Here is a 15,249-nt window from a genome sequence, read left to right as displayed (position 1 = left end):
GGCCTTTCACTGGAACGGTCAGGAGGCCCGGGCGCGGAAAGCGTGCGCGGCGCCGGGCCTGTTACAACACTAGTCACGGGCCGGCGGGAATGCTCCACCGGGTTCATACGGGGAAATGTGGCCTTGCTCACGCCTGCGCCGCGTTCGCGCCCGCGCACGCAGGCCGGCCATTCTTTGCCGGTATTCTTGCTGGGGACAAGACCAGCAGAACGGACCACCTTGGTACAGATCGAACAGCTCGCCGCCCGTACGCCGGCAGTTTCCGTGGACGAACTCCTCAATGGGTTCTATCCGTCGCCGCGGTTCGGTGAGGTGTCGTTTGCCAGTTACCGGCCCGATCCCGCCCAGCCCAGCCAGGCCCACGCGGTCCACGCCCTGCAGCACTTCGCGGCCGGTGTTGGCGCGCGCGACGGTGACGGCCTGTTCAAGCGGCTCTTCGGCAAGAAGGACACGTCCCGCGCCGGCATCTACCTCGACGGCGGATTCGGTGTGGGAAAGACCCACCTGCTGGCATCGCTGTGGCACGCCGCGCCCGGGCCCAAGGCCTTCGGCACGTTCGTCGAATACACCAACCTGGTCGGTGCGCTGTCCTTCCGCAAGACCGTGGAGGCCCTCAGCCACTACAAGCTCGTGTGCATCGATGAATTTGAGCTCGACGACCCGGGCGACACGGTGCTCATGTCCCGGCTGATGCGCGAACTCGCCGACGCCGGCGTGAAGCTCGCCGCAACCTCGAATACCCTGCCGGGCTCACTGGGCGACGGGCGCTTCGCGGCCGTCGACTTCGCCCGTGAGATCCAGGTGCTGGCCGACCAGTTCGACGTCGTGAGGATCGACGGCGAGGACTTTCGCCATCGCGGCCTGCCGGCCGCGCCCGCGCCGCTGCGCAACGATGACCTGACGCACCAGATGCATGCCGAATTCGACGGCAAGACAGTGGCCCGCGATGAGTTCAGCACCTTGATCAACCACCTGGCCGGCGTGCACCCAAGCCGCTACCGCCAGTTGCTGGAGGGGATCGAGGGCGTCGTCTGGAAGAACGTGCACACGATCACCGAGCAGGCCGTGGCGCTGCGCTTCGTGGTGCTGGCGGACCGGCTGTACGACAAGGACGTGCCCATCCTTGCCAGCGGTGTGCCGTTCGACCAGCTCTTCACCGAGGAAATGATGACCGGCGGGTACATGAAGAAGTACTTCCGCGCCGTCTCCCGGCTCACGGCGCTGGCCCGCGAGGGCCAAAACCACGAACCGTCGTAGCCGCTCCGGGCCCACCCGGCTTACCCGGCTTGTGGCGCTCCCACTGCACACAGCAACGCGGAGTCATTCCGCGCCCTCCTGACCTACCGGATGGGCGCGGAGTGACTCCGCGTTGTTCTTTAAGGCGCCTTAAACGCCGAAGGTGCCGGCGCCGCCTCCCGGCGGGACCGACACCTCGCTGACGTACCTGGGTCAGAGGCCCTGCTGCCGGGGTTCACCGGTTACAGGGGGCTCTTCCGCGACGGGCGGCTGATTGGCGACAGGAGCCTCGTTGGGCTCGTCGTCTGCCTTGTCCACGAAGTCGGAAGCACCCTTCTGCACTGCATCGACCTGATCGGCGTACTTGCCGCCGGTCTTCGAGTCGACGAAATCGCCGGCCTTCTCGATGCCGTCCTTGATGGTCTCTTCGTTGCCACCAATGACTTGCTGAGCCTTGCCCTTCAGATCGTCAAGTAAACCCACGGGCACCTCCCTTCGGTCGCGGAGCCAGATCGCTCCTCCGGCTTCGATAGTAACTGCCGCAGAAGATCGTGCCAAGGGTTGATCCGCTTCCCGAAGTCGGCGCTGTCAAGAGTCTTGTGGCCCGGTCGGGGAACGGGCGGCGTGGGGTTCGCGGGGCAAGTGCCGCTGCGGGACGGGCGCTGAGGCGCCGCGGGCGCGGGCCGCTCCGGTTGTGGGCATGAAAAAAGCAGCTCCGGAGAGCTGCTTGATGGTGGGCGATACTGGGATCGAACCAGTGACCTCTTCCGTGTCAGGGAAGCGCGCTACCGCTGCGCCAATCGCCCGCAACCGGAAGAATCCGGAGTGGATTTTTGTGAATCTAATACACAACAGAGCGGACGACGAGATTCGAACTCGCGACATCCACCTTGGCAAGGTGGTGCTCTACCAGCTGAGCTACGTCCGCAATTTATGAAGTCCTTGCCGGCTGGGCCGGTGGTGCTGCATCAAGCAAGTTGCCTTGCTTTGGTGGGCGATACTGGGATCGAACCAGTGACCTCTTCCGTGTCAGGGAAGCGCGCTACCGCTGCGCCAATCGCCCCTTGCATCCGGTCGGAACCGGAAACCAGGGTTTTCACCGAGGTGGGTACGGGATTCGAACCCGTGTATACGGCTTTGCAGGCCGCTGCCTCGCCTCTCGGCCAACCCACCGTGTAGACAGGATTCCGAAGAACCTTTGCCGTGACAGTGTCCTGCGAGCGGACGACGAGATTCGAACTCGCGACATCCACCTTGGCAAGGTGGTGCTCTACCAGCTGAGCTACGTCCGCATTGTTGGAGTGCATTTCCCTGCCGCATTTGGCATTTCCTCGCGTTCCAACGAGTAAGAACTCTATAGGAGGTTCAGAGAATCTACAAATCGAGACGCGTCGGCCTTCCTTCGATGTCCCTACTTCCTTGATTTCTAGGGGATTTTGCTAATTACAGCGCTGTAATTAGCGCACTCCTCCCGAGCCGCGGAACAAGTCGCAGCTGAATGCGGATCTGGATGCAGCGGACCGTAAAGACTGGGCCGTAGAGAAAGCGTCGTAGAGAAAGCGTCATGGAGATAGGGCGAAGACGCTGAGCAATATGACTGCCTCGCAGACACGGGACCTCGGCACTGGTGAAGGGAGTGCGGATCCGAGGTGCGGCCGGGTTCTGCTGGCCGATTTCTAAAATCCGTCCGGGTGGGCTAGCATTCAATGTCGTTAGGGCGATTGGCGCAGTGGTAGCGCGCTTCGTTCACACCGAAGAGGTCACTGGTTCGAACCCAGTATCGCCCACTAACGAAATGGTCCGTTCCGCTGACTCAGCGGGGTGGGCCATTTTGCTTTTCACCGTTGTCTGACCCCCGTGAAAGAGTCTTCATATGACCGCTCCACTCCTCGCCCACGCCACTGACTACGGCCGCATGTACGCCCGCTCCACATCGGCACAGTTCTCCGTCCCCTCCATCACCACGGTGATCGGCCAGCAGCCTCATGGCCTGGATGGCTGGTTTGGATACATGGGCGCGAACAGCCTGGCCCAGGATCCCGAGCTCTCCGGCATCCTTGGAAGCCCCGCCAAACTGCGCCAGGCCGTAAGCCGCGCAGCCAAGGCGGCGGAGTCGTACCGGGACGAGGCAGCTAAGCGCGGGGACCGGGTCCACAACTACTGTGAGCAGGTTGCGCTGCGTGCGCTCGGCCGGCCGCACCAGATGAAGGAAACGCGGGAGGCGCTGGCCGCCAACGGTGAGGAAGCCTTCGCGGCGCGCTTCGACGAATGGTGGGAGCTGTTCCAGGTTGAGCCCATCGCCCCGGAAATTACGGTGTGGAACAAGACGGTCGGCTACGCCGGCACCCTGGACCTCGTGGCAAAGATCAACGGCAGGACGTGCCTCATCGACTACAAGACGAAGGGCACCAGCCGCGACGGCACCGTCAAGCCGCTGGATGACAAGGTGGTCATGCAGCTCGTCGCCGGCATGAAGGCAGAGGAGAGCCTGGTCGATCCCGTGGCGGGGGAGTGGGAGGCCTGGCAGCACGGTGAATCCCCGATCCTCCTGGCGGTGGCGGTGGGCGAGACCGAAGTCCGTCCGCAGCGGGCCAACCCCGATGTCCTGAAGCATCACTGGTGGAAATTCTGCGCGCTGCGCCGCGTCTGGGAGATGTCCGCCGATACGGCAACCGCCGGAGCGGCGCTGCTCCCGCTGGCACCTCCCGTGAAGCGCTGAGCCGGGAACCCTGAGCCGGAGCGCTGGCCCGGCAGCTGCAACTAAACTGGACTGGATCCCTAGCCGACCACCGTGAGGACAGACTGCACATGGCCATTTTGAATATCCGCATCATCGGCGATCCTGTGTTGCGCACAGTCGCCGATCCCGTGACGGAATTCGGGCCTGAACTGGCAAAGCTCGTCGCCGACATGACTGAAACCATGGAGGATGTCGAGGGCGCAGGCCTGGCCGCGCCCCAGGTCGGTGTGAGCCTGCGTGTCTTCACCTACCGGATCGGCGGGGTTGAGGGGCACATCATCAACCCCGTGCTGGAAAACAGCGAGGACTTCCAGCCGGACCAGGTGGAGGGATGCCTGTCCATCCCGGGCCTCGGCTTCCCGGTGCGCCGGTATCGCCATACCCGCGTGACCGGCGTGGACCTTCATGGGAACCCCGTCACGGTGGAGGGCGAGGACATGCTGGCGCGCTGCTTCCAGCACGAGACCGACCACCTGGACGGCATCCTCTACACGGACCGGCTGGAGGGCGATGACCGGAAGGCCGCCCTGCGCGCCATCCGCAATGCCAACTACGACGCCATTACGGAACAGACCACAACCAAGCGCGCGAAAAACGTCGGGACGAGCTTTGGCGGGTCCAGCTTCGGGCTCAACCCGTGAGGGTTCTTTTCGCGGGGACCCCCGCCGTCGCCGTGCCCTCCCTGGACGCCCTTGTTGACGCCGGGTTCGACGTCGTCGCTGTCCTCACCCGACCTGATGCCCCGCTGGGACGCAAACGGGTCCTGACGCCGTCGCCGGTGGCGGCCCGGGCCGCCGAGCTCGGCATCGAGGTCATCCACGCCGCCAAAGTGGAGGCCGGGGTCACCGCCCGCATTGCCGCCACGGCCCCGGATGTCGCGGCGATCGTCGCCTACGGCGGCCTGATTCCCCGTGCCGCCCTGGACGTTCCCCGCCACGGCTGGGTGAACCTGCACTTCTCCCTGCTCCCGGCCTGGCGCGGCGCCGCCCCCGTGCAGCGTGCCGTCATCGCAGGCGACGACGTCACCGGTGCTGTGACCTTCCGTCTCGAAGAGGGGCTGGACACCGGTCCCGTCTTCGGAACGCTCACGGAGACCGTGCACCCCGGCGACACCGCCGGGGCCTTGCTGGAACGGCTCTCCCACAGCGGCGCCGTCCTGCTGGCCCAGACGCTGTCCGCCATCGACGCCGGCAAGGCCGTCGCGATGCCGCAACAGGGGGAGGTCAGCCTGGCACCCAAGCTCAGCCTCGAGGACGGCCGGCTCGACTGGCGGCAGCCCGCCCTGGCGATCGGGCGCAGGGCCCGCGGCGTCACGCCGGAGCCCGGAGCCTGGACCTTGCTCGATGGCCAACGGATCAAGCTGGAACCGGTGCAACCCGCCCCGGAGTCCGCCGCGCTTCGGCCCGGACAGCTGGCCATGGACGGGAAACGCGTCCTTGTAGGCACGGGGTCGCACCCCGTGGAATTGACCCGGGTCCAGCCCGCGGGCAAGAAAATGATGACCGCCGCTGATTGGGCGCGTGGGCAGGCAACACTTGAAAGCGTGGTATTCGAATGAGCGAGTCCGGGACCAGCGGCAGCAGCCGAGGCAGGGGCCCTCAGCGCGGCGCCGGGCAGGGCGGTGGCCAGAGCGGCCGGGGACGTGACGGCAGCATCCGCAACGCCCAGGGCCGGGAACGCAACCGCGGCCCACAGCGCGGCTTCACCGAGAACGCACCGTCACAGCGCACCCGCCGCGCCGATCCCGCCCGGCTGGTTGCCTTCGAAGTGCTCCGCGCCGTGGCGTCCGAGGACGCCTACGCGAACCTCGTGCTGCCGGCCCGGATCCGGCACCACGGGCTGGACAAGCGCGACGCCGGTTTTGCCACCGAGCTCAGCTACGGCGCCCTCCGCGGCCAAGGCACATATGACGCGATCCTGGCGCGATGCGTTGACCGGCCGCTGGACGAACTGGATTCGGCCATCCTGGACGCGCTCCGGATCGGCGTTCACCAGCTGCTCGCCATGCGCGTGCCCGCCCACGCCGCCCTGGACCAGACTGTCGGCCTGGCCCGGGCCGTGATCGGCGCCGGGCCCTCGGCACTGATCAATGCCGTGCTGCGAAAGGTCTCAGCACGCACCCTTGAAGAATGGCTTGAGCTGCTGCTCAGCACCGAGACCGATGCCACCCGGATCGCGTCCATCCGCTACGCCCACCCGGAGTGGATCGTCCGCGCGCTCCGCCAATCGCTCGTGGCCCACGGCCGGTCGGCTGCCGAGATTGACGCGCTCCTCGAGGCCGACAACGCCGCGCCCGTGGTGAACCTTGTGGCGCTGCCCGGCGTCGGCAGCCTGGACGAGGCCCTGGAAGGCGGGGCCACCCCGGGTGAACTCGTCGAGGGTTCGGCCCTCTCCAGCGGCGGAGACCTCGGCCGGCTTGCCTCGGTCCGCGACGGAAGCACGCGTGTCCAGGACGTCGGTTCGCAGCTCGTGGCACGGGCCATGGCCGCCGTCGACCTCGGCGGGAATCCCGGCGCAGACGGAGATACGGGAACGGACAGCGGAGGCGCGGGGGAACGCTGGCTCGACCTCTGTGCCGGCCCCGGCGGCAAGGCCGCCCTGCTCGGAGCCCTCGCCCGGCAGCGCGGCGCGCACCTGCTGGCCAACGAATTCGCCCCGCACCGTGCCAAACTGGTCCGCCAAGCCCTCTCGGCCGTCCCGCGGGAGGCCTGGGAAGTCAGAACCGGCGACGGCCGTGAGATTGGCGCGGAGCAGCCGGAATCCTTCGACCGCGTCCTCGTCGACGTCCCGTGCACCGGCCTGGGCGCCTTGCGCCGGCGCCCGGAGTCACGCTGGCGGCGCACGCCCAAGGACCTCGTAGACCTTGGTCCGCTGCAGCGCCAGCTGCTCAACTCAGCGATCGACGCCGTCAAACCCGGCGGCGTGGTGGCGTACGTCACCTGCTCGCCGCACCCGGCGGAGACGACTGCCGTCGTGAGTGATGTCCTGCGTAAGCGGGAGGACCTCGAGCTCCTCGACGCCGGCGCCGTGCTGGACAGCGTCAGCCTCACCGGCCACCTCGAGGCCGGAAATGAGCTCACCGCGCAGCTTTGGCCGCACGTGCACCACACGGACGCAATGTTCCTGGCGCTGATTCACAAGAAGGCCTGAGCTTCACCGATACTGGGGCACTGATACCTAGAAAAGAACCAGCCATAACGAACCAGCTGAGTACGAACACGAAGGACATCCATGGCCCAGTGCTGCATCAACCCGAGCATCCTTTCGGCAGATTTCGTCAACCTTGAAGCCGAACTGCGCCGCATCAGCAATGCCGATGCGGTGCATGTGGACGTCATGGACAACCACTTCGTGCCCAACCTGACCATCGGGTTGCCCGTAGTGCAGCGCATCCAGGCCGTCAGCCCGGTGCCGCTGGACGCCCACCTGATGATCGCCGACGCCGACCGCTGGGCGCCGGGCTTCGCCGACGCCGGCGTCGCCTCAGTGACGTTCCACGCCGAAGCCTCGATCGCGCCCATCAAACTCGCGCGGGAACTGCGGGCCCGCGGCGCCAAGGCCGGCATGGCACTGCGTCCCGGCACCCCCGTGGAGCCCTACCTGGACATGCTCTCGGAACTGGACCTGCTGTTGATCATGACGGTTGAGCCCGGTTTCGGCGGGCAGTCATTCCTGGACCTGACGCTGCCGAAGATCCGGCGGGCCCGCGCGGCCATTGACGGCTCCGGCGTGGGCGTGGCGCTGCAGGTCGACGGCGGCATCACCGAGGAGACGATCGTGCGTGCGGCGGAAGCGGGAGCAAACGTCTTCGTCGCCGGATCGGCCGTATATGGCGCCGCGGACCCGGCGGACGCGATCGAACGGCTCCGCGCGGCCGGGAGCCGCTGAGGGTCCGGCGGTCCCCGGGGGAGCTGCCACGCAAAGATGACTCAGACCGTAACTTCCGCGACCGGGAATAGCCGGAGACCGGTCCGGGTTGTGTCAGAATAGCAACACACATACGTGCTCCGGGGTCGGTGTAAGTCCGAACCGGCGGTGACAGTCCGCGACCCGCGCGCCAGCGCCTTCCTTCGGGAGGGACACCGGCAAACGGTTGAATCGGTGAAATTCCGATACCGACAGTTAAAGTCTGGATGAGAGAAGCACGTACAGCTGTTACGGCGGTGCCCAGAAGGCACCGCATAATTGTGCTGTCGTATACCCCCGGAGCCATCGCGGTTCTTGAGGGAAGGAACGACAGACACATGGACTTTCTGCGATGGCTCTTCGAAGCACAGATCCCGGTAGGCGGATCTGTCCTGATTCTTCGCGAAGTGCTTGGCAACATCTTTGGGCTCGCCGGCGCCCTGGGCGGCATGCGCCGCCGGGTCTGGGCCTGGCCCGTCGGCATCGCCGGCAATCTCCTGCTCCTGACCGTCTTCCTCGGCAATGTCTTCGGCTCGGCGACGCCGGCCACGCTGTGGGGCCAGGCCGGTCGCCAGGTCATGTTCATCGGCGTCGCCGTCTACGGCTGGTACCGCTGGCGGCAGGCCGCACACACAAGCGGCGCCGCGGAAGCCATTGCGCCACGCTGGGCCAGCAACAAGACCCGGCTGCTCCTGGCAGCATCGCTGGTGGCCGGCACCTTGGCACTGACCCCGGTCTTCGATTCGCTCGGCTCCTACCCGCCGGTCTGGGCCGACGCCTGGACCTTCATGGGGTCCCTGCTCGCCACCTACGGGATGGCGCGCGGCTGGACGGAGTTCTGGCTCATCTGGGTAGCCGTCGACATCGTAGGCGTCCCCCTGCTCTTCAGCGCCGGGTACTTCGCCAGCGCCTTCATGTACCTGTTCTACGGCTTCTTCACGCTGGCCGGGTTCTTTGTCTGGTGGCGCGCGGCCAGGGTCGCCGCACTCTCCGGCGCAGCAGTTTCCGCCACGGCAGCATCCGATGACCCGGCCCCCGACCTGGCGCTCAGGGCATGAGCGGCTCACAGCCCGCCGCGACGGCCGCAATCGGCGTGCCCGACGCCGTCCGCCCATCCAGCGCCGCCGAATCCAGCATTGGCGAATTCAGCGCTGCCGAAAATGCTGCGATGCAGGATGCCCTCGCCGCCGCCGCGCAGGGCCCTCGGGGCGCCAACCCGCTCGTAGGCGCCGTCATTATGGGGCCCGACGGAACGCACCTCGCCACCGGCTACCACCGGGGAGCGGGGACCGCGCATGCCGAGGCTGATGCCATCACCCAGGCGACGGCGGCGGGCCAGGACCTGCGCGGCGCCGCGATGGTGGTGACGCTGGAACCCTGCAACCACTGCGGCCGGACCGGCCCCTGCGCCCAGGCCATCATCGACGCCGGCATCACCGACGTCATCTATGCCATTGATGACCCCCACGATCCTGCCGCCGGCGGCGCCGTGACGCTCCGCGCCGCGGGCGTCCGGGTCCGCTCCGGGCTGGCCGCCGACGCCGCACTGGACCTGAACCGGCGCTGGTTCGACGCCGTCGACGCCAAACGGCCCTTCGTTACCCTGCACATCGCGCAGACCCTCGACAGCCGCATCGCCGCCAGCGACGGCACCAGCCAGTGGATCTCCAGCCCGGAGTCGCTCGCGGACAATCACGCACTGCGGGGCAGGATTGACGCGATCCTGGTGGGCACCCAGACAGTCCTCGTCGACAACCCGCGGCTTACGGCCCGGAACGCCGACGGCGAGGCGGCCGGCAAACAGCCGCTGCGCGCCGTCATGGGGTACCGGGGGATTCCCGAGGACGCCGCCATCCACGGGGCAGACGGCAACGTCCTGCACCTTGCCACCCGCGACCCGCGCGAGGCCCTGGACCAGCTGTTCGACAGCGGGGTCAGGCACCTCATGGTGGAGGGCGGCTCCCGCGTGCTGAGCGCGTTCCTTGCGGCGGGCCTGGTCGACGAGCTCATCGTTTACCTGGCGCCGACGCTCCTTGGCTCGGGCACCGCGGCCCTGGAGGACCTTGGCATCGCCACCCTGGCCGACGCCCAACACTGGGAATGGGACCCGGCCTCCGGGGGTGCCGTCCAGGCCCTCGGCCGCGACCTCCGGCTGCATCTTCGCCCGGCCACGGCAGTCGCCCCGGCTGTCCCGGCCACGGCGGCCACCCCGGCTGCCCCGGCCACACCAGCCACCGCGGCTGTCGCGGCCGCCACCCCTACTTCATCCGATACAACCCCGCACCGCACCGGCGCGGACACCGCCGCAGGAGGCAACTGATGTTTACCGGAATTATCGCCGAGCAGGGAAAGGTGCTCTCCGTTGAACGCAACGGGGACAGCGCCACCGTTCGGCTCCACGCGCCCGGCACCACGGACGGCCTCGCCCTGGGCGGTTCCATCGCGGTCAACGGTGTCTGCCTTACCGCCACGCAGATCGACGGCAGGGACTTCAGCGTCGACGTCATGGGCGAGACCCTTGACCGCAGCACCATCGGGGAACTCACCGCCGGCGATCCGGTCAACCTGGAACGCTGCGTGCCCGCCGGCGGGCGGCTGGACGGCCACGTGGTCCAGGGGCACGTCGACGGCGTCGGCCGGCTCCTGGAACGCGAGGGCCTCGGCAACTGGGACCGGCTCCGGTTTGGAGTGCCGGCCGGACTGGCCCGCTACATCGCCGAAAAGGGTTCCATCGCCGTGGACGGCGTCTCCCTCACCGTTACCACTGTGAGCCCGGCCAACGATCGGGCACCGTGGTTCGAAGTGGGGCTGATCCCCACAACCCTGGCCGAAACCGGGCTGGGCCAGAAGGCAGTCGGCGGCCACGTCAACCTCGAGGTCGACGTCCTGGCCAAGTACACCGAACGCCTCCTGTCCTTTGCCGGCGGAACCGGCCCCGCCGCGCACCGGGCGCCCGACGCTGCCGCAGAAGCAGCCGCGGTGCCCGCAGGCGAGGCAGCACTCTCGGAAGGGGCCACGAAATGAGCCGCGTCAAAGATCCCGCCCACGGCCTGGCAGAGGCGCTCGGCGCCGTCACCCCAGATGCCGGCCGGGTAGGCCTGGACCCGATCGAGGACGCCATCAGCGCCGTGGCCGCCGGACGGCCGGTCCTGGTGGTGGATAACGAGGACCGCGAGAACGAAGGCGACATCATCTTCGCCGCCGAGCACGCGACCCCGGAACTGATGGGCTGGACGGTCCGTTACAGCTCCGGTGTGATCTGCGTACCGCTGGACGCCGACCGCGCCGACGCCCTTGCGCTGCCGCCGATGGTGGCAGTCAATGAGGACGCCAAGGGCACCGCCTACACCGTGTCCTGCGACGCGGCGGTGGGTGTCAGCACCGGAATTTCCGCCACGGACCGCGCCCTGACGGCACGGATCCTGGCCGACCCGCAAAGCCAGCCGAAATCATTGACCCGTCCCGGGCATGTTTTCCCCCTCCGCGCCGTTAAGGGGGGAGTGCGGGAACGTCCCGGCCACACTGAGGCGGCAGTGGACCTGTGCCGGCTGGCGGGCCTGGAGCCCGTGGGAGTGATAGCAGAGCTGGTGTACGACAACGGAGAAATGATGCGGCTGGACGGATTGCGTGGCTTCGCCATCGAGCATGGCTGCCCCCTGATTTCGATTGCGGATCTGGTGGCCTACCTCGAGGCGGGGCAGCACGGCAGCCACGCAACGGACCCCGTCTGATGGAGGAGAAAAAGTGACGACTTCGAAGACCCGAGAAGAGATGCCCATGGCGCGCCAACCGCATCCGGTCAGCGCAGGACCCATCGTCCAGCTGCCCACCGCCTTCGGCAATTTCGTGGCGCAGGCCTGGACCGACCTGGCTACCGGCGCGGAACACCTGGCGGTCAGTTCGCCGATGCCCCCCACTGACGGCCAGGCCCCGTTGGTCCGCCTCCATTCCGAGTGCCTCACCGGCGACGTGTTCGGTTCCTACCGCTGCGACTGCGGCGAGCAGCTGGCCTATGCCCTCGAGCTGATCAACGAACTCGGCGGCACGCTGCTGTACCTGCGCGGCCAGGAGGGTCGCGGGATCGGCCTGGCGAACAAGATGAAGGCCTACGCCCTGCAGGAAGCCGGGTTTGACACCGTGGAGGCCAACGAACAGCTCGGGCTGCCGGTCGACGCGCGCTGCTACAAGGCCGCGGCCCAGATCCTTGCAGAGATGGGCCTCCATGAGATCCGGCTCCTGAGCAACAACCCGGACAAGCAGGACCGGCTCGCCCGGGCAGGGGTCAGGGTAGTGGAGATGGTCCCCACCGAGGTTCCCTCGCGCGAGCAGAACATCCGCTACCTGCAGACCAAGAAGGACCGGATGGACCACCGCCTGGTCCTGGACGGTGAACCCGCGCCGGCCGCCGGAATGGCCGGATTCGAGCCCGACCACGACTGACCGGGTGGCCCCCCGGGCCGTCCCACCCACCAGACCCAACAGCAAGGATTAACCAATGAGCGGCCACGGCGCCCCCCAGATCGACCTCAGCACCTTCAAGCCCGAGGAAACCTCGCAGCTCAAACTGGCCATCGTGGCCGCAAGCTGGCACACCCAAATCATGGACGGACTGCTCGACGGCGCCCTGCGCGCCGCGAAGGAGGCCGGCATCAGCGAACCGACCGTCCTGCGGGTCCCCGGCACCTTTGAACTCCCCGTCGCGGCGGCCCGCCTGGCACCGCACTTCGACGCCGTCGTGGCGCTCGGCGTCGTCATTCGCGGCGGCACGCCGCACTTCGAATACGTCTGCGAGGCAGCCACCCTGGGCCTGACCGAGGTCAGCGTCCGCACCGGTGTCCCCGTGGGCTTCGGCGTGCTGACCTGCGATACCGAGCAGCAGGGGATCGACCGGGCCGGCCTGCCGGGATCCACCGAGGACAAGGGCCACGAGGCGGTCACCGCTGCCCTGGCCACGGCAGTGACCCTCAAGCAGTTCGGCTGAGCACCCAGGCTCCAGCAAGAGCCGGCGCGGAGGCCACCCTGGCGTTCCGCGCCGGCTGTGTTTTGTGTAGTGCCTCACATCCCGTCCGTCATGCAACGGCCCGGCAGGCGTTCCCGCGCCGGGAGCAAGTAGGCTTGGGGGCGTGAAGAATTTCGAGTCGCTGTTCGCAGAACTGAGTGAAAAGGCAGCCGTCCGCCCGGAAGGCTCCCGCACCGTCGCCGAACTGGATTCCGGAGTCCACGGCATCGGCAAGAAGGTCGTGGAGGAAGCAGCCGAGGTCTGGATGGCTGCCGAGTATGAATCCGATGAAGCCGCAGCTGAGGAAATTTCGCAGCTGCTGTACCACCTGCAGGTTCTGATGCTCGCCAAAGGACTCACTCTGGAAGACGTCTACAAGCATCTGTAGCCGCGCCCGCACCGGAATCCGCCATGACTTCCCTGGCGGATCCCGTGCACCGCGTGGCCGATGTGCCCCCACAGAGACTTCCACACCCAAGAGAGACTTTTCCCATGCTTAGAGTTGCCGTCCCAAACAAGGGATCCCTGTCCGAAGCTGCCGCGGCCATGCTGGCCGAGGCAGGCTACCGCCAGCGCCGCGACACCCGCGAGCTTGTCATGGTGGACCCGGACAACGACATTGAATTCTTCTTCCTGCGCCCGCGCGACATCGCCGTGTACGTGGGGCAGGGAACGCTCGACGTCGGCATCACCGGCCGCGACCTGCTCCTCGACGCAGAGGTCGAGGCGGAGGAATTGCTGCCGCTGGGCTTCGCCGCGTCCACGTTCCGCTTCGCCGGCCCGGTAGGCGACTTCACCACCGTCGCCGAGCTCGAGGGCAAGCGCCTCGCCACGAGCTACGACGGACTGCTGCGCGGCTACCTGGCCGAGCGCGGCATCAACGCCAAGGTGGTCCGCCTCGACGGCGCCGTGGAATCCTCCGTGCGCCTCGGCGTCGCGGACGCGATTGCCGACGTCGTCGAGACCGGCACCACGCTCAAGGCTGCCGGCATGGAGATCTTCGGCGAGCCGATCCTGAATTCCGAGTCGGTGCTGATCGGCCGCAAGGGCGAGCAGAACCCGGCCACTGAAGTGCTGATCCGCCGGCTCCAGGGCGTCCTGGTGGCGCGGCAGTATGTGCTCATGGATTACGACATCCGCAAGGAACTTGTCGAACAGGCCGCCGGACTGACTCCGGGCCTGGAATCGCCCACCGTCTCGCCGCTGCGCGATTCGGACTGGGTGGCCGTCCGCTCCATGGTCCCCAAGCGGGAAACCAACCGGATCATGGATGAGCTCTACGACCTCGGCGCCCGCGCCATCCTGGTCAGCAGCATCCACGCCTGCCGCATCTGAGCATCCACCGGCCACCTCCCTCCAGCAAACACGTCCCTCCAACAAATAACAGGAGAAGTCATGACTGTTGCCGTGCGCGTCATCCCGTGCCTCGACGTCGATGCCGGCCGCGTGGTCAAGGGCATCAACTTTGAAGGCCTGCGCGACGCCGGGGACCCGGTGGAACTGGCGCACCGCTACGACAACAGCGGCGCCGACGAGCTGACCTTCCTGGACGTCACTGCCTCCTCCGGCAACCGGGAGACCACGTTCGATGTCGTCCGCCGCACCGCCGAGGAAGTCTTCATCCCGTTGACGGTCGGCGGCGGCGTCCGCGGCGTCGCCGAGGTGGACAAACTGCTGCGCTGCGGGGCGGACAAGGCTGCCATCAACACCGCGGCCGTGGCCCGGCCGGATGTGATCGACGAGATCACCCGGCACTTCGGTTCCCAGGTCCTGGTGCTTTCCCTCGACGCCCGGCGCACGCGCCCGGGCTCAGAGCCCACGCCGTCGGGCTTTGAAGTGACCACGCACGGCGGACGGCAGGGGACCGGAATCGATGCCATCGCGTGGGCAAAGGAGGCGGCCGACCGCGGGGTGGGTGAAATCCTGCTCAACTCGATCGACGCCGACGGCACCAAGGACGGCTTTGACCTGGAACTGATCCGCCTGGCGAGGGCTGGGGTCAAGGTCCCGCTCATCGCCTCCGGCGGCGCCGGCAAACCCGAGCACTTCCCGCCGGCAGTGGCCGCAGGCGCCGACGCTGTCCTGGCGGCCTCGGTCTTCCACTTCGGGCCCCTCGACATGATCGCCCAGGTCAAGGCCGCAATCCGCGAGGCCGGCTTCGAGGTCCGCTAAGCCACTCGCTTAAAGCAACGCGGGGTCACTCAGCGCCCATCCCGCAGGTCCAAAGTCAATTGGTCGTTGCAACATCGGGGTTTAGGCCGCGGTGGCGATTAGTTGGCGCATGCGTTGCTTTGGGGTTTCGAGGTCCAGGGTGGGCCGGGGCCGGTTGTTGAGTTTGTCGGCGATGGTGTTGAGGTCCTCGGCGGTG

General features: G+C 67.4%; 16 protein-coding genes, 6 tRNA genes and 1 riboswitch. Of the genes, 16 read left to right on the top strand and 6 right to left on the bottom strand.

Translation table 11 applies throughout. From position 1 onward, the window contains the following. Positions 1-219 precede the first annotated feature (219 nt). Positions 220-1,257 carry a cell division protein ZapE gene (gene zapE, locus AC1DDO_RS19435; protein WP_026536986.1) on the top strand — a complete coding sequence of 346 codons (1,038 nt, stop codon included), beginning with the start codon at positions 220-222 and terminating at the stop codon, positions 1,255-1,257. Positions 1,258-1,449: 192 nt separating this feature from the next. Here the strand turns inward: zapE and AC1DDO_RS19430 are convergent, their stop codons facing one another. The 6 genes from AC1DDO_RS19430 to AC1DDO_RS19405 form a co-directional block, all read right to left on the bottom strand. Next, entirely contained in the window at positions 1,450-1,719 is a 270-nt protein-coding gene (locus AC1DDO_RS19430; protein WP_476972546.1) for an antitoxin, read from the bottom strand. A 248-nt stretch (positions 1,720-1,967) separates the two neighbouring features. Next, positions 1,968-2,042, bottom strand: a tRNA-Val gene (locus tag AC1DDO_RS19425). Positions 2,043-2,091: 49 nt separating this feature from the next. Then, a tRNA-Gly gene (locus AC1DDO_RS19420) sits at positions 2,092-2,164 on the bottom strand. A gap of 60 nt (positions 2,165-2,224) precedes the next feature. Next, positions 2,225-2,299 (bottom strand) — tRNA-Val (locus AC1DDO_RS19415). 39 nt (positions 2,300-2,338) lie between these two features. Continuing rightward, positions 2,339-2,409, bottom strand: a tRNA-Cys gene (locus AC1DDO_RS19410). Between the two features lie 46 nt (positions 2,410-2,455). Continuing rightward, positions 2,456-2,528: transfer RNA gene (locus tag AC1DDO_RS19405), tRNA-Gly, on the bottom strand. Between the two features lie 423 nt (positions 2,529-2,951). Here AC1DDO_RS19405 and AC1DDO_RS19400 point away from each other — a divergent pair. The 15 genes from AC1DDO_RS19400 (at position 2,952) to hisF (ending at position 15,053) form a co-directional block, all read left to right on the top strand. After that, a tRNA-Val gene (locus AC1DDO_RS19400) sits at positions 2,952-3,023 on the top strand. An 86-nt stretch (positions 3,024-3,109) separates the two neighbouring features. After that, on the top strand, positions 3,110-3,955 hold the full coding sequence (locus tag AC1DDO_RS19395) for a cytochrome (RefSeq protein WP_441409831.1): 846 nt from the start codon (positions 3,110-3,112) through the stop codon (positions 3,953-3,955). Positions 3,956-4,044: 89 nt separating this feature from the next. Then, on the top strand, positions 4,045-4,617 hold the full coding sequence (gene def, locus AC1DDO_RS19390) for a peptide deformylase (RefSeq protein WP_476972545.1): 573 nt from the start codon (positions 4,045-4,047) through the stop codon (positions 4,615-4,617). Next, positions 4,614-5,534: a methionyl-tRNA formyltransferase gene (gene fmt / locus AC1DDO_RS19385; protein ID WP_476972544.1), complete on the top strand. Its 921-nt coding sequence runs from the start codon at positions 4,614-4,616 to the stop codon at positions 5,532-5,534. Before def ends, fmt begins: the two co-directional genes overlap by 4 nt. After that, the gene (locus AC1DDO_RS19380; RefSeq protein ID WP_476972543.1) at positions 5,531-7,126 is read left to right on the top strand and encodes an RsmB/NOP family class I SAM-dependent RNA methyltransferase; all 1,596 of its coding nucleotides are present in this window, start codon (positions 5,531-5,533) and stop codon (positions 7,124-7,126) included. Before fmt ends, AC1DDO_RS19380 begins: the two co-directional genes overlap by 4 nt. A gap of 81 nt (positions 7,127-7,207) precedes the next feature. After that, entirely contained in the window at positions 7,208-7,864 is a 657-nt protein-coding gene (rpe, locus tag AC1DDO_RS19375; protein WP_476972542.1) for a ribulose-phosphate 3-epimerase, read from the top strand. Between the two features lie 110 nt (positions 7,865-7,974). Continuing rightward, positions 7,975-8,126: riboswitch (FMN riboswitch) on the top strand. 94 nt (positions 8,127-8,220) lie between these two features. Further along, positions 8,221-8,940: a nicotinamide riboside transporter PnuC gene (pnuC, locus tag AC1DDO_RS19370; protein WP_476972541.1), complete on the top strand. Its 720-nt coding sequence runs from the start codon at positions 8,221-8,223 to the stop codon at positions 8,938-8,940. Next, a complete protein-coding gene (gene ribD / locus AC1DDO_RS19365) occupies positions 8,937-10,202 on the top strand; it encodes a bifunctional diaminohydroxyphosphoribosylaminopyrimidine deaminase/5-amino-6-(5-phosphoribosylamino)uracil reductase RibD (protein WP_476972540.1) in 1,266 nt (421 codons plus the stop codon). The genes pnuC and ribD overlap by 4 nt, the downstream gene beginning before the upstream one ends. After that, the gene (locus tag AC1DDO_RS19360) at positions 10,202-10,906 is read left to right on the top strand and encodes a riboflavin synthase (protein WP_476972539.1); all 705 of its coding nucleotides are present in this window, start codon (positions 10,202-10,204) and stop codon (positions 10,904-10,906) included. Before ribD ends, AC1DDO_RS19360 begins: the two co-directional genes overlap by 1 nt. Next, positions 10,903-11,613 (top strand): 3,4-dihydroxy-2-butanone-4-phosphate synthase, encoded by a 711-nt coding sequence (gene ribB, locus AC1DDO_RS19355; RefSeq protein ID WP_476972538.1) that lies wholly within the window; start codon positions 10,903-10,905, stop codon positions 11,611-11,613. The genes AC1DDO_RS19360 and ribB overlap by 4 nt, the downstream gene beginning before the upstream one ends. A gap of 46 nt (positions 11,614-11,659) precedes the next feature. Further along, positions 11,660-12,322: a GTP cyclohydrolase II gene (gene ribA, locus AC1DDO_RS19350; protein WP_476972566.1), complete on the top strand. Its 663-nt coding sequence runs from the start codon at positions 11,660-11,662 to the stop codon at positions 12,320-12,322. Positions 12,323-12,377: 55 nt separating this feature from the next. After that, on the top strand, positions 12,378-12,863 hold the full coding sequence (ribH, locus tag AC1DDO_RS19345) for a 6,7-dimethyl-8-ribityllumazine synthase (protein WP_476972537.1): 486 nt from the start codon (positions 12,378-12,380) through the stop codon (positions 12,861-12,863). A 142-nt stretch (positions 12,864-13,005) separates the two neighbouring features. Further along, positions 13,006-13,269, top strand: a complete 264-nt coding sequence (locus AC1DDO_RS19340; RefSeq protein WP_018772463.1) for a phosphoribosyl-ATP diphosphatase — start codon at positions 13,006-13,008, stop codon at positions 13,267-13,269. 104 nt (positions 13,270-13,373) lie between these two features. Further along, positions 13,374-14,216: an ATP phosphoribosyltransferase gene (gene hisG, locus AC1DDO_RS19335; RefSeq protein ID WP_476869082.1), complete on the top strand. Its 843-nt coding sequence runs from the start codon at positions 13,374-13,376 to the stop codon at positions 14,214-14,216. Between the two features lie 60 nt (positions 14,217-14,276). Further along, positions 14,277-15,053: an imidazole glycerol phosphate synthase subunit HisF gene (hisF, locus tag AC1DDO_RS19330; RefSeq protein WP_390203010.1), complete on the top strand. Its 777-nt coding sequence runs from the start codon at positions 14,277-14,279 to the stop codon at positions 15,051-15,053. Positions 15,054-15,249 lie beyond the last annotated feature (196 nt).

The organism is Arthrobacter sp. 10N43 (assembly GCF_056394525.1).
The sequence above is the reverse complement of the archived record's forward strand: the minus strand, read 5'-3'. Positions and strand labels throughout refer to the sequence as shown.